The organism is Bradyrhizobium sp. HKCCYLRH3097 (assembly GCF_051167875.1).
In the GTDB taxonomy this organism is placed as follows: Bacteria; Pseudomonadota; Alphaproteobacteria; order Rhizobiales; family Xanthobacteraceae; genus Bradyrhizobium.
This window is the reverse complement of sequence record NZ_JBNPTX010000018.1, coordinates 48,297-61,471: the sequence shown is the minus strand read 5'-3', so window position 1 is coordinate 61,471 and position 13,175 is coordinate 48,297. Positions and strand designations below refer to the sequence as shown.

The 13,175-nt window shown below is 67.7% G+C and carries 11 protein-coding genes and 1 riboswitch; of the genes, 3 read left to right on the top strand and 8 right to left on the bottom strand.

The features are described from left to right. Window positions 1-204: 204 nt before the first annotated feature. Window positions 205-1,299 (top strand): HWE histidine kinase domain-containing protein, encoded by a 1,095-nt coding sequence (locus tag ACQR0U_RS30960; protein WP_316201336.1) that lies wholly within the window; start codon window positions 205-207, stop codon window positions 1,297-1,299. Window positions 1,300-1,305: 6 nt separating this feature from the next. Here the strand turns inward: ACQR0U_RS30960 and ACQR0U_RS30955 are convergent, their stop codons facing one another. The 8 genes from ACQR0U_RS30955 to ACQR0U_RS30920 all read right to left on the bottom strand — a co-directional run bounded on the left by ACQR0U_RS30955 (window position 1,306) and on the right by ACQR0U_RS30920 (window position 11,006). After that, window positions 1,306-2,121, bottom strand: coding sequence for an XdhC family protein (locus ACQR0U_RS30955; protein WP_315752713.1), 816 nt, complete (start codon window positions 2,119-2,121; stop codon window positions 1,306-1,308). A gap of 215 nt (window positions 2,122-2,336) precedes the next feature. Beyond that, complete coding sequence (locus tag ACQR0U_RS30950) at window positions 2,337-3,542, bottom strand: vWA domain-containing protein (protein WP_434842727.1); 1,206 nt, start codon at window positions 3,540-3,542, stop codon at window positions 2,337-2,339. Further along, entirely contained in the window at window positions 3,539-4,408 is an 870-nt protein-coding gene (locus tag ACQR0U_RS30945) for an AAA family ATPase (protein ID WP_315826172.1), read from the bottom strand. Before ACQR0U_RS30945 ends, ACQR0U_RS30950 begins: the two co-directional genes overlap by 4 nt. 172 nt (window positions 4,409-4,580) lie before the next feature. Next, window positions 4,581-7,001, bottom strand: a complete 2,421-nt coding sequence (locus ACQR0U_RS30940; protein WP_434872374.1) for an aerobic carbon-monoxide dehydrogenase large subunit — start codon at window positions 6,999-7,001, stop codon at window positions 4,581-4,583. After that, window positions 6,998-7,498, bottom strand: a complete 501-nt coding sequence (locus ACQR0U_RS30935; RefSeq protein WP_315714063.1) for a (2Fe-2S)-binding protein — start codon at window positions 7,496-7,498, stop codon at window positions 6,998-7,000. Before ACQR0U_RS30935 ends, ACQR0U_RS30940 begins: the two co-directional genes overlap by 4 nt. A gap of 202 nt (window positions 7,499-7,700) precedes the next feature. Beyond that, entirely contained in the window at window positions 7,701-8,564 is an 864-nt protein-coding gene (locus ACQR0U_RS30930; RefSeq protein WP_316166496.1) for an FAD binding domain-containing protein, read from the bottom strand. Between the two features lie 328 nt (window positions 8,565-8,892). Continuing rightward, window positions 8,893-10,101 (bottom strand): MHYT domain-containing protein, encoded by a 1,209-nt coding sequence (locus tag ACQR0U_RS30925; RefSeq protein ID WP_315714061.1) that lies wholly within the window; start codon window positions 10,099-10,101, stop codon window positions 8,893-8,895. Between the two features lie 299 nt (window positions 10,102-10,400). After that, window positions 10,401-11,006 carry a 6,7-dimethyl-8-ribityllumazine synthase gene (locus ACQR0U_RS30920; protein WP_315714060.1) on the bottom strand — a complete coding sequence of 202 codons (606 nt, stop codon included), beginning with the start codon at window positions 11,004-11,006 and terminating at the stop codon, window positions 10,401-10,403. A gap of 77 nt (window positions 11,007-11,083) precedes the next feature. Then, window positions 11,084-11,277: riboswitch (FMN riboswitch) on the bottom strand. Between the two features lie 394 nt (window positions 11,278-11,671). Here ACQR0U_RS30920 and ACQR0U_RS30915 point away from each other — a divergent pair. Further along, complete coding sequence (locus tag ACQR0U_RS30915; protein WP_315714059.1) at window positions 11,672-12,172, top strand: YbjN domain-containing protein; 501 nt, start codon at window positions 11,672-11,674, stop codon at window positions 12,170-12,172. Between the two features lie 163 nt (window positions 12,173-12,335). Next, window positions 12,336-13,163, top strand: a complete 828-nt coding sequence (proC, locus tag ACQR0U_RS30910; RefSeq protein ID WP_434842725.1) for a pyrroline-5-carboxylate reductase — start codon at window positions 12,336-12,338, stop codon at window positions 13,161-13,163. Window positions 13,164-13,175 lie beyond the last annotated feature (12 nt).

Below are 13,175 nucleotides of genomic sequence, written 5' to 3'. Positions count from 1 at the left end.
CACTTGGTTACCTGCGTGGAACCGGGATTCGCCCCGCCCCTGAGGCGCGGCGATGGCCGCGTTGATGGCTTCATCTCGTCTCTGCGCCGGCTTCGTTCCAGCCGAATACCACTGCGCCGCACGATCGACCGGCTCCGGATTTGCGCTCCGTCCGGTCCGTCTTGCAACCTGTCACTGGCTGAACGCCCGACCGACGAAAGCTGCATGACGTCCGATCGCGACGCCTCCGCGCCAGACCGATTGACTGCCCTGTTGCAGACCGAGCTGCTCGACTCGCCGCCGGAGCCGGGCTTCGATCGCGTCACCCGCTTGACCTCGCGGCTGCTGCAGGCTCCGGCGGCGATCATCGCGCTGGTCGATCGCGACCGGCAGTTCTTCAAGAGCTCGGTCGGCCTGTGCGAGCCGTGGGCGTCGCTGCGCGAGACGCCGCTCAGCCACTCCTTCTGCCAGCACGTCGTGACCTCGGCGCAGCCGCTGGTGATCAGCGACGCCAACGAGCATCCGCTGGTGAAGGACAATCTCGCGGTGCCGGTTTTCGGCGTGATCGCCTATCTCGGCGTCCCCCTGCGGCTGCCGAGCGGCGAGGTGATCGGCGCGCTCTGCGCCATCGATCACGAGCCGCGGCCGTGGAGCGACGACGACATCGCCCAGCTCACCGAGCTCAGCGAGATCGTGATGGACGAGATCGCGCTGCGCACCGAGAATGCACGGCGGCGCACGATCGAGCAGCACCATCGCGTGCTCGTCCATGAGCTCAATCACCGTGTCAAGAACACGCTGGCGCTGGTCGACAGCGTGATCGCGCTCAGCATCCGCGCCGATTCGGCGCTGGCCGCGTTCGGCGAGGTGCTGCGCGGCCGCATTGCCGCGCTGACCCGCAGCCACGCGCTGGCGCTGGACCGCGGCCGCGAGGCGATCGCGCTCGATGAGCTGGTCTGCGCCGAACTGGCGCCGCTGCAAGGCGACCGTGTCACGGTCGACGGTCCTGCCGTGCCGCTTCCGCCGGGCGTCGCGCTGTATCTGTCGATGGGGCTGCACGAGCTCGTCACCAACGCGGTGAAATACGGCGCGCTGTCGAACGATGCAGGACGGGTGACGCTGAGCTGGACCCATGCCGACGGACGGCTCAAGCTGTCCTGGGAGGAGAACGGCGGCCCGCAGGTCTCCCCACCTGCGAGCAACGGCTTCGGCTCGCTGCTGTTCGAGCGCATTCTCGGCGCGGCGCTGAAGGGCGAGGTCACGCGCGACTTCGCGCCGGATGGGCTCAGGGTTTCGTTCGACCTGCCGCTCGCGCCATGACGGAATTCAGCCGCGCTGGCCGCGCCGGCGCGTCAGCGTGATCTCGGCCAGAATCGACATCGCGATCTCCTCCGGCGTGATGGCGCCGAGATCGAGGCCGGCCGGTGCCTTGACCTTGTCGAGCAGCGCGGCGTCGATGCCGGCCCTGATCAGCTTGTCGCGCAGGCTGTCCATCTTGCGGCGACTGCCGACGAAGGCATGGTAGGCCGCATCGCAGGCGAGCGCGGCGCGCAAGGCCGCCTCGTCGCCCTTGCCTTGCGTCGACACCACGACGAAGCGGCTGCTCCCGGCCGGTTGATCCAGCGCGAAGCCATCGATCAGCACATCGGCCTCCGGTGTCGTGACGAGATCGGACGCCGGCGCCGCCAGCGTCACGTGATAGCCGAGCGGCCGCGCCTGCGCCGCGAGCGCGATCGCGACCGGGCTCGCGCCGAGGATGACCAGCGCGGGATGCGGCAGCACCGGCTCGACGAAGATGTCCATGGTGCCCTTGCTCGGGCACATGTTGGCGGCGAAGCGCACGCCCTCCCTGGTTTCGCCCGGCTTGACGCCGAGCTCGGCGAGCAGGTTCTCAGGCTGCACCGAGACCATGCGCGGGATGCCGTCGGCGAGCGCCTCGCGCGCCGCCTTCAGCACCGCGCCGCGGGCGCAGCCGCCGCCGATCCAGCCCGCGACGATGCTGCCGTCGGGGCGGATGATCGCCTTGGCGCCGGCCTTCGCGGCGGTCACCGACACCGTACGGACGACGGTGGCGAGCACGAAGCTCTCGTCGTTGGCTTTCAGTTGCGCGGCGAGATCGAGCAGTTCGGAAGAGGCGGTCATGATTGCCTCCTCTGCGGACTGTCGGAAGCACACTGCTTCGACAGAGAAGGTATGTTCCCTCCCCCCTTGTGGGGGAGGGCTAGGGAGGGGGGGCGTCTTGCACCGATGTCGGGGTACCCCCCTCCCCAGCCCTCCCCCACAAGGGGGGAGGGAGCGCACCACCGATGCTGCGACAGCGCGCCTTGAGCTCACAACGATGCCGCGCATCCGCATCCTCACAACCTCGCCAAATAAGGCTCCAGCGCCGCGAGCGAGCTCAACGTATGCGCGGGCGCGTAGAGATCGACGAAGGGCAGCGCGGCCTTGATGCCGCGCGCTTCCGGCGCATAGCCGTCCCAGCCGAGCATCGGATTGAGCCAGACGATGCGGCGGCAGCGGCGCGACAGCTGCGCCATCTCGCGGCCGAGCAAGGCTGGGTCACCGGTGTCGTAGCCGTCGGAGACGATCATCACGCAGGTCCGCGAATGAATGACGCGCGGCGCGTGCCAGCGATTGAAGGTCTGCAGGCTCTCGCCGATCCGCGTCCCGCCGCCGGCGCCCTGCGCCATCATCGAGAGACGGTCGAGCGCCCGCGCGGCATCCTTCTCCTTCATCGCATCCGAGACATAGGCAAGCCGGGTGTGAAACAGGAACGCTTCGGCCTCATGAAAGGCGTCGAGCACACCGTGGATGAAGCGCAGGAACACCGCGGTGTAGGGGCTCATCGAGCCGGAGGCGTCGAGCAGCACCACCAGCCGCAGCGGCTTGTGCTTGCGTCGCCGGTGCACCAGCGCAATCGGCACGCCGCCATGGCTGATGTTGCGGTGGATGGTGCGGCGCAGGTCGAGCCGCTCGCCCTTGCGCCGCAACTGATCGCGGCGCGTCAGCCGTGTCCGCATCGCCCGGGCGAGCCGCGCCGCGGCCTCGTGCGCCAGCGCGACCTGGTCGGGATCTGCGAGCTTGCGGAAGTCGGTATCGCTGATGGACTCCACGCGCGATGCCCCTTCGCGCAGGCCCTCGCCGCCCGCGTCGCGTGGGGTTTCGTCAGAGGGAATCTGATCGGTCGCGCCGTGAGACTCCGGCTGACCGGCATTCGCATCCCGCAGACTCTTCAGCGACGGGCTGTTCGCTCTCGCCGTCGCGCCGGCGACCAGCGAGCGCGAGCGCACGCGCTTGCCGAGCCAGAACGCGTCGAACAGGCCGTCGAAGCGATCCCACTCGCTCTTGCGCGCCGAAAGCAGGTGCTTGAAGGCGGAGCGCAACAGGCCGGGCTTATCGGCATAGCCCGCACTCATCACGGCCGCCGCGTCCTGCCCCTCCGACAGGCCGACCGCAAAGCCGTTGTCGCGCAACGTCTTGAGAAATGCACCGAGGCGTCCCGCGACCAGCCGCGCGACCGCGTTCATGTCCTCGTGGTCGGGTGTGGTGCCACAGCAGCTCATGCGACCTTCCCCAGCAGCCGCGCCGTGACCTCGCGCGTGATCCGCGCGCGGTCCTCATGGGTCTTGAGCAGGCACATCAAGGTGTCATGCACCATCTCCGGCTGGTCCTTGAGATCGCGCACGTCGAGCCCGACCAGTGCCGCCGCCCAGTCCAGCGTCTCGGCGACGCCGGGCACCTTGCGCAGTTCCTCCTTGCGCAAGGAGTCGATGAGGCGCGCGATCTGCAGGGCCAGTTGCGCCGAGGCGCCGTCGATCCGCGCCAGAATGATGCGGGCCTCGCGATCGACGTCGGGATAGTCGACGTAGTGATAGAGGCAGCGCCGGCGCAGCGCGTCGGACAATTCGCGGGTGCCGTTGGAGGTCAGCACCACGTGCGGGATGCTGATTGCTTTGATGGTGCCGAGCTCGGGAATCGAGACCTGGAAGTCCGACAGGAGCTCCAGCAGGAACGCCTCGAATTCGTCGTCGGCGCGGTCGATCTCATCGATCAGCAGCACCGGCGGCGTGGCGCGGCGGATCGCCGCAAGCAGCGGCCGCTCCAGCAGATATTTCTCGGAGAAGATTTGGTCCTCGATGGTGTCCGGCTGGCCGCGATGCGCCTCGATCGCGAGCAGCTGGCGCTGGTAGTTCCACTCGTAGAGCGCGGAGCTCTGATCGAGGCCTTCATAGCATTGCAGACGGATCAGCTCGGTGCCATGCACGCAGGCGAGCGCCTTGGCGACCTCGGTCTTGCCGACCCCGGCCTCGCCTTCCAGCAGCAGCGGCCGCCTGAGGAGCTGCATCAAGGTGATGGCAGTCGCGAGCTCGCCGTCGGCGATATAACCGCAGGCGGAGAGCGATTGTGCGATGTCGTCGCGGGCTTTCATGTCAAGTTCGACTGCAGCGTCATCGGAGGTGAACTCCCCTCCCCCTTGTGGGGAGGGGTTGGGGGTGGGGGTCTCCACGGCACACTGCCCGTGGGGTACCCCCCTCCCTAGCCCTCCCCCACAAGGGGGGAGGGAACGCACCGCTCGCGCGGTAAACGCCAGCGCCTTCAGTCTACGCCACCACACCCAAATTCTTCGCCGCCTGCCAGTTGCGCCAGAAGTCGTGGGGCATCTGGATGTGCGTCGCGCCCAGGAACGAGAACGCGTCATTGACCGCATTGGAGAACGCCGGCACGCCGCCGACATTGGGGCTTTCGCCGACGCCCTTGGCGCCGATCGGATGGTGCGGCGAAGGCGTCACCGTGAAGTCGGTCTCCCAATGCGGCGTCTCCACCGCCGTCGGCATGAAGAAGTCCATGAACGAGCCGGTGACGACATTGCCCTCGGCGTCGTAGCGGATCTCCTGGCCCATCGCGATGGCGAAGGCTTCGGTGAGGCCGCCATGGATCTGGCCCTCGATGATCATCGGGTTGATGCGGGTGCCGCAATCATCCAGCGCATAGAAGCGTCGGACCTTGTACACGCCCGTATCCACATCGATGTCCATCACGCAGAGATAGGCGCCGAACGGATAGGTCATGTTGGGCGGATCGTAGTAGCTCACCGCCTCCAGCCCCGGCTCCATGCCGGGCGGCACCGAGTTGTAGGCCGCCCAGCAGATGTCCTTCATCGACATCACCTTCTCGGGCAGGCCCTTGACCCGGAAGCCGTCGATGTCCCATTCGAGATCGTCCTCATGGACCTCGAGCTTGTAGGCCGCGATCATCTGCGCCTTGGCCTTGATCTTGCGCGCCGCCATCGCGATGGCCGCACCTGCCACCGGCGTCGAGCGCGAGCCGTAGGTGCCCAAGCCGTAAGGCGCGGTGTCGGTGTTGCCTTCCTCGACCATGATGTTGTCGGCGGGAATGCCGATCTCGCTGGCGATGATCTGGGCCCAGGTGGTCTCGTGCCCCTGGCCCTGGCTCTTGGTGCCCATCCGCGCGATGCCGGCGCCGGTCGGGTGCAGCCGGATCTCGCAGGAATCGAACATCGCGATCCCCAGGATGTCGCAGTTCTTCGACGGACCGGCGCCGACGATCTCGGTGAAGAAGGAGACGCCGATGCCCATGATCTCACGGGTCTCGCCGCGCTTGAACGCCGCGCGCTTCTCGACCTGCTCCTTGCGCAGGCCTGCGTAGTCCACCGCTTCCATCATCTTGCGCATGGCGGTGTGGTAGTCGCCGGAATCGTACTCCCAGCCGAGCGCCGAGTGATAGGGAAACTGCTCCGGCTTGACGAAATTCTTCAGGCGCAGCTCCGCCGGGTCCATGCCGAGCTTCTGCGCGAGAATGTCCATGCCGCGCTCGATGCAATAGGCCGCCTCGGTGACGCGGAACGAGCAGCGATAGGCGACGCCGCCCGGCGCCTTGTTGGTGTAGACGCCGTCGACGGAGAGATGCGCGACCGGGAAGTCATAGGAGCCGGTGACGATGTTGAAGAAGCCGGCGGGCCATTTCGACGGGTCGGCGCAGGCGTCGAAGCCGCCGTGGTCGGCGAGCACGTGGACGCGCAGGCCGGTGACCTTGCCGTCCTTGGTCGCCGCGATCTCCGTGGTCATGTGGTAGTCGCGGGCGAAGGCAGTCGCGGTCAGGTTCTCGATGCGGTCCTCGACCCATTTCACCGGCTTGCCGGTGACGATCGAGGCCACCGCCGCGCAGATATAGCCGGGATAGGCGCCGACCTTATTGCCGAAGCCGCCGCCGATGTCCGGCGCGATGACGTGGATCTTTTGCTCCGGGATCTTGGCGATCAGCGACACCACGGTGCGGATCACATGCGGCGCCTGGAAGGTACCCCAGATCGTCAGCTCGCCCTTGATCTTGTCGAACGCGCAGACGCACTGGCAGGTCTCGAGCGGCGACGGATGGGTGCGGTGATACGAGATCATCTCCTTGATGGTGACGTCGGCCTTCTTGAACGCGGCGTCGGTGAGCTCCTTGTCACCGACACTCCATTCGAAGATGTGGTTGTGATGCTTGCGTGGGCCGTGTGCGCCTGTGGTCTTGCCGGCGAGATCCTCGCGCAGAACAGGGGCGTCCGGGTCCATCGCCTTGAACGGATCGACCAGCACCGGCAGCGGCTCGTACTCGACCACCACCTTCGAGACGCCGTCATCGGCGGCGTAGCGGTCGGTCGCGACGACGAAGGCGACCTCCTGGTTCTGGAACAGCACCTTGCCGTCGGCGAGCACCATCTGCACGTCGCCGGCCAAGGTCGGCATCCAGGCGAGGTTGACGGTCTTCAGCGTCTCGGCGGTGATGACCGCGAGCACGCCGGGCACTTTCAGCGCCTCCTCGGTGTGGATCGCCTTCACCCGCGCATGCGCATGCGGCGAGCGCACGAAGTCGCCGTGCAGCATGCCCGGCAGCTTGACGTCGTCGACGTAGTTGCCCTTGCCCTGGGTAAAGCGGATGTCCTCGACGCGCTTGCGCCGGCAGCCCATGCCTTCGAGCGCGGCTTCGCGTTGTTCCCGCGTGGGAGTCAGGTCGTTCATTCCGCGGCCTCCTGGAATTCCACGCCGTTGATCTTGGCGGCGGCGTATTGGATCGCCTTGACGATGTTCTGGTAGCCGGTGCAGCGGCAGATGTTGCCGGAGATGCCGGCGCGGATTTCCGCCTCCGTCGGCGACGGATTCTCCTGCAGCAGCCGATGCGCGCGGATGATCATGCCGGGCGTGCAGAAGCCGCATTGCAGGCCGTGCATCATGCGGAAGCCTTCCTGCAGCGGCGACAGCGTGCCGTCGGCGTTGGCCATGCCCTCGATCGTGGTGATCTCGCAGCCGTTGGCCTGCACGGCGAGCATGGTGCAGCTCTTCACGCTCATGCCGTCGATGTCGATGGTGCAGGCCCCGCAATGGCTGGTCTCGCAGCCGATATGGGTGCCGGTGAGCTGCGCCTGCTCGCGCAGGAAATGAACCAGCAAGGTGCGCGGCTCGGCGAGGCCTTCGACCTCGCTGCCGTTCACCTTCATCGTGATATGGGTTTTGGGCATTGGTTGCTCCCTCGTGGGATTGTGGGATTGGCCTCACTAAGGCCACAGCATCGGTGCGCTCCCCTCCCCCTTGCGGGGAGGGGTCGGGGGTGGGGGTGCCACGAACACAGACCTTTCGTGGGGTTACCCCCCTCCCCGACCCTCCCCCACAAGGGGGGAGGGAGAAGACCGCCCTCGCGGCGGCTTCAATGCGAAAAGCGGATTACGTCGCCCGGCTCGCCGCGCGCTGCAGCGCGCGCATGACCATGATGCCGCCGACATGGATGCGGTACTCGGCCGGGCCGCGCGCATCGGACGCCGGCTGCATGATCGCGCGCGCCGCCGTCGCGGCGGCCTTCAGCGCGGCATCGTCCAGCGCCGTGCCGATCACGGCGTTCGCCGCGTCGGTCGCGAGCAGCGGCGTCTCGTGCAGATTGGTGAGCGCGATCACACAGCTCGCCACCTTGCCGCCGGCCATGGTCAGCACGACGGCCGCCGCGGCGGTCGCGTAGTCGCCGACCTTGCGCTTCAGCTTCTCATAGGCGTAGCCGTGTCCCGCAGGCGGAACGGGAATGCTCATCCCGGTGAGGATCTCGCCCGGCTCCAGCGCGGTGAAATAGGCGCCCTGGTAGAACTCCCGCGCCGCGACCTCACGGGCGCCGTTCGGCCCCTCCAGACGGTAGCTTGCATCGAGCGCCAGCATCAGCGCCGGCATGTCGTTGCCGGGATCGCCATTGGCGACGTTGCCGCCGAGCGTGCCGCGGTAGCGCACCTGCGGATCGGCGATCAAAAGCGCCGTTTCGTGCAGGATCGGCAGGCTGGCTCCGATCTCGGTCGAGGCCAGCAGCTCGGCCTGCGTGGTCATCGCGCCGATGACGATGCGGTCGCCATCGCGGCGGATGCCCTTGAGCCCGGCGATGCCGTGCAGATCGATCAGATGCGCCGGGGTCGCCAGTCGCAGCTTCATCATCGGCAGCAGGCTGTGGCCGCCGGCGAGCGGTCGCGCGTCATCGCCGAGGTCGGCGAGCAGCTTGATCGCATCGCTGACGCTCGCCGGCCGGTGATAGTCGAACGGGCCAGGAATCATGACATTTCCTCTCCTGTGCTGGCCTGCCTTATCGGCAAGGCCGTCGCGTTGTTGCGGCGGGCGTTCGTGCTGCGAGAGCGAAGTGCGAACGCGGACGCATCGCGGATTGGCGCGGAGCGTCGATCGGGATCGATGGTCGCGCAACGAAGCCGGCACGGAGAGCGGCGAAATCGCACGAATTGCGGCTGATCGCGCACGAATTGCGTCAGCGAGGGCGACCCAATCGCGCGAGTGACGGCGTGAGCGGCCGCGCAAGACGCGCGCGCGGTGTTGCATGCGTTGGGGAGAATGGCGGCGCTCTGTTGCAGCAGCGAAACGAGCGCTGAACTCAGGCCGGCCGCCGCAGCCCGAGCCGCGCCTTGACCTCGGCGACCTTGGCGCGGCTCACCGGCACGCGCGGCTTCGAGGGGCCATCGAGCTCGATGATCGCGCCCTCGCCTTCCCGACCGACGTAGATCACGTGCTCGATCGCGACGATGTGGCTGCGGTGCACGCGGATGAAGCGGCCGGGATCGAGCTGCGCCTCAGCCTCGGAGATCGACCATGGGCACATCCGCTCGCGGGTGCCGTCGTGGATCCGCGTGTAGTGCGCATCGGCGCGCACGCTGCGCACGTCCCCGGCATCGATGAAATGGGTGCCGTTGGCGCCCTCCAGCGGCAATCGCGCCGCGGTCGCGCGCGGCGGCTGGCCGATGCCCCCCAGCGGCGCCGCCGTCGCCCGGCTCATGGCGGCGACCTCGACCACCGGCTCGGCCGCCGTCGCGGCCGGCTCCGGCGCCAATTGCGGCGCAGCCTCGGCAACGGCCGGCATCGGCTGCGATTGACGGCGCGGGTCCGGCACCAGCGACAGCAAAAATCCGGCGGCGATGACGAAGCACAGCACGGCGACGACGATCGCGAGCGCTTGCGGCGACGCAGCAAGTCCCGGTGCGGCGTGGTGGTGTCCCTCGCCCATCGGCACGACATGCATTCCCAGCATCGCCGTGTAATGCATGCCGGACACGGCGATGCCGAACGCAACCGCGCTGATGGCGAGCCGCAGCCCGTCCTGCCGCGCCAGGAAGATGCGCAGGCCGCCATAGGCGGCGCCGATCGCAATCGCCACCGACAGCGCCACCAGCGCCGGATCATGCGTCAGCCCGAATGAGCCGGACAGGCCGTGCATGCCCACATAATGCATGCTGGCGATGCCGGCGCCGAGCAGCAGCGCGGAAGGGACGACGCGCCGGGGGGAGGGATCGCCGATGCTGACGAAGAACAGCGAGATGCCGATCACGAGCGCGCAGATCAGGAACGAGATGATGGTCGGCAGCACCAGATAGACGGCATCGGGCGGCAGTGGCGCCGCCATCATGCCCACGAAATGCATGGTCCAGATGCCCACAGCCAGAATGCCGGCGGCGCCGGACAGCAGCACGCGCGCATTCTCTCCCGGCCCGCTGCGGATGCGCGCGGTGAGACTGAAACCGGTATAGCCACCCAGGCTCGCGATCACGACCGAGAGCGCGACGAGATAAGGATCGTATCCTTCGATCATCCTTGTCGGCCGCCCGTCGCCACGGGCCAGCCTCCTCCCAAGGGAGATTTTACAGGGGTGGCGAGGAAATTGACAACACAAGGCGGGGAGCGTGAGGGGGCGTGTTGTCGCTGGGGGACAAGCGAGGGCGGCAAGCTTGATTGGCGTGGCGCCAGACGTTGGATTCGATCTGGAGCGGCGAACGCGGTGAGTTCCCCTCCCCCTTGCGGGGAGGGGAGCAGGCCGCCGTCGCGGTGAGACCTCGGCTCCCGACACTGAAGCATGTGTGGCCGGCCGTGACCGGCCACACACCGTCCGCCTCAGATAATCCCCGCCGCGACCTGGCTGCGCAGCCGCTCCAGGCTCAGCAGCGTCTCGGCGCAGGCGGTCGCCACCTCGATGCCCTTGATCGCAAAATGTTTGCGGAAGAACTCGAAATGCGCCTGCGTCTCGTGGAATTGCTGCGGCGTCAGCACCGCGGAGAACACTGGCACCTCGGTGCGCAATTGCACGTCCATCAGCGCCTTGATGACGGTGTCGGCGACGAATTCGTGGCGGTAGATGCCGCCGTCGACGACGAGGCCGGCCGCGACGATCGCTGTATAGCGCCGCGTCTTGGCCAGGAGCTGCGCATGCAGCGGGATCTCGAACGAGCCCGGCACCTCGAAGATGTCGACACGATCGCGCGGGATGTGGCGCGCCTCGATCTCGTCGAGGAAGGCCAGACGGCATTCGGCGACGACGTCGCGATGCCAGGCCGATTGCACGAAGGCGACGCGCTGCGGCTTGCTGAAGCGCGGATGCGACGGCGCCGGTGGCGACTCGTCGGGCGGTGACGCGACCGGCGTATCCGCCGGCGGCGACGTTCCTGCGGTGATGGTGTCGGTGGGCGTATCAGTAGGCGCGTCTTGCAACATCTGATTCATGGTTGTCCTCGTCAGAGACCAGAATCAGGGCACACGGAACGACGACGCCCCCACGCTGGATTGCGCGGGGTGCCGGGACCCGTTCTCTTTCATCCGGACTGTGACCGTCGGCTTCGGAATCGCACCGAATCTGCTGACCCTTCTCTGCGCGACACGTTCCGGAGAACAGAATTCTCCAGACCGTGCCTTGCCGAGAAGGCGCTCGCGGGCTCGCGCTCGACCGAGAACGCTTACCGCCGGTGGGGAATTTCGCCCCGCCCTGAGAACATCGGCCGCCCGGATGGACGGCCTGAATGAACTATGCAGGCGGTCGGCGGCTGCGGCAAGGCCTCACGCCCGCGGTCCGCGACGGGCGGCCATGCAGACGCTCACGGCCGTTCCTGCGGCCAAATCACCTCAGACCGAGCGGCTGCGGCGTGTCCGATTCCGTTTTGTTCTCGTTCGCCGATGATTCCACAGGCCGGACAGGAGTTGTGGACGAAGCGGTGTTTGGCTGTGGACGGACTCGCCCCCCCGTTGCGCAGATTCCGCAAATCACATCAGTTTGTCCTCGCACGCCTCGGGGTACCTCCGGGACTGCAAGCCGGGTCGCGAAGCGCCAAGAGGGCGTGGGCCGGGTCGCCGCGTATGTACCAACGAGATCAAGAAGACGAGGTCGAGACGGCATGTCCCTGCTCGAAAGCACTATCGATTCCGCAGATCATCCGCTGAGCGTGGTCGAGACAATTGCGGCCGACAATAATTGGATGTTCGAGCGCTCCGGCGAGGACGAGATCACGATCGCCTCCAAGGGCCAGTGGACCGACTATCAGCTTTCCTTCACCTGGATGGCGGAGATCGAGGCGCTGCATCTGGCCTGTGCCTTCGACATGAAGATTCCCGAGGCGCGCCGCGCCGAGGTGCAGCGGCTGATCGCCGCGATCAACGAGCAGCTCTGGCTCGGCCATTTCGACATCTGGACCCACACCGGCATGGTGATGCACCGCCAGGCCCTGGTGCTGCCCGGCGGGATCACCGCGTCGGGACTGCAATGCGAGAGCATGCTGGCGGGCGCCATCCACGCCTGCGAGCGCTATTTCCCGGCCTTCCAGTTCGTGGTCTGGGCCGGCAAGTCGACCCAGGAGGCCATGGCGGCGGCGCTGTTCGATACAGAGGGCGAGGCGTAAGCCGCCGCCGCTCCATCACACGCGGTGTCGTCCCTGCGCACGCAGGGACCCATACCGCGTGATGTCCGTGTGGCGCGCGACGCTTGTCGCTCTGCCCCTGCTCCACTAGAACCGCCGGTGGTTATGGGTCCCTGCTTTCGCAGGGACGACAGCGGAGTGCGTCGTGACATCAGCGGACAACAACCTGCTTCATCAGCTCACCGGCACCATCGTGCTGGCCGGCGCCGGCAAGATGGGCGGGGCGATGCTGACCGGGTGGCTGGCCGGCGGCCTTGATCCCGCGCGCGTGGTCGTGATCGAGCCGATGCCGTCGGCCGAGATCACGGCGCTAAAGGCCCGAGGCGTCCGCCTCAATCCGACGGCGACTGCGCCGGCCGAAGTCGTCGTCGTTGCCGTCAAGCCGCAGATGTTCCCCGACGCCGGCCCCGCCTTGAAGCCGTGGGTCGGCGACGCGACGCTGGTGCTGTCGATCATGGCGGGGACGACGATCGCCGGCCTGCAGCAAACGATCGGCGGCGCGGTCGTGCGCGCGATGCCGAATACGCCCGCCGCGATCGGCCGCGGCATCACCGTGGCCGTGCCGGCCGGCAACGTCAGCGCCGCGCAGCGGGGGCTGACGGACGCGCTGCTGCGTGCCACCGGCGCAGTGGAATGGGTCGACGAGGAGGCGCTGATGGACGCGGTGACTGCCGTGTCCGGCTCGGGGCCCGCCTATGTGTTCCTGCTCGCCGAGGAGCTCGCCCGCGCCGGCGTCGCCGCCGGCCTGCCCGAGTCCCTGGCGACGAAGCTCGCGCGCCACACCGTGTCGGGCGCCGGCGAGCTGCTGCGCCAATCGGACCTGCCGTCCGCCACCCTGCGCCAGAACGTCACCTCGCCGGGCGGCACCACCGCCGCGGCGCTGTCGGTGCTGATGGGAGCCGACGGCTTCCAGCCGCTGCTGACCAAGGCGGTCGCCGCGGCCACGGCGCGTTCGAAAGAGCTCGCGAAGTAGACAACCGCGAGC

What these genes read in the sequence shown, in the direction of transcription:
- ACQR0U_RS30960 (WP_316201336.1), top strand. Translation starts at nt 205, where the DNA reads ATGACGTCCGATCGCGACGCCTCCGCGCCAGACCGATTGACTGCCCTG.
- ACQR0U_RS30955 (WP_315752713.1), bottom strand. Translation starts at nt 2,121, where the DNA reads ATGACCGCCTCTTCCGAACTGCTCGATCTCGCCGCGCAACTGAAAGCC.
- ACQR0U_RS30950 (WP_434842727.1), bottom strand. Translation starts at nt 3,542, where the DNA reads ATGAGCTGCTGTGGCACCACACCCGACCACGAGGACATGAACGCGGTC.
- ACQR0U_RS30945 (WP_315826172.1), bottom strand. Translation starts at nt 4,408, where the DNA reads ATGAAAGCCCGCGACGACATCGCACAATCGCTCTCCGCCTGCGGTTAT.
- ACQR0U_RS30940 (WP_434872374.1), bottom strand. Translation starts at nt 7,001, where the DNA reads ATGAACGACCTGACTCCCACGCGGGAACAACGCGAAGCCGCGCTCGAA.
- ACQR0U_RS30935 (WP_315714063.1), bottom strand. Translation starts at nt 7,498, where the DNA reads ATGCCCAAAACCCATATCACGATGAAGGTGAACGGCAGCGAGGTCGAA.
- ACQR0U_RS30930 (WP_316166496.1), bottom strand. Translation starts at nt 8,564, where the DNA reads ATGATTCCTGGCCCGTTCGACTATCACCGGCCGGCGAGCGTCAGCGAT.
- ACQR0U_RS30925 (WP_315714061.1), bottom strand. Translation starts at nt 10,101, where the DNA reads ATGATCGAAGGATACGATCCTTATCTCGTCGCGCTCTCGGTCGTGATC.
- ACQR0U_RS30920 (WP_315714060.1), bottom strand. Translation starts at nt 11,006, where the DNA reads ATGAATCAGATGTTGCAAGACGCGCCTACTGATACGCCCACCGACACC.
- ACQR0U_RS30915 (WP_315714059.1), top strand. Translation starts at nt 11,672, where the DNA reads ATGTCCCTGCTCGAAAGCACTATCGATTCCGCAGATCATCCGCTGAGC.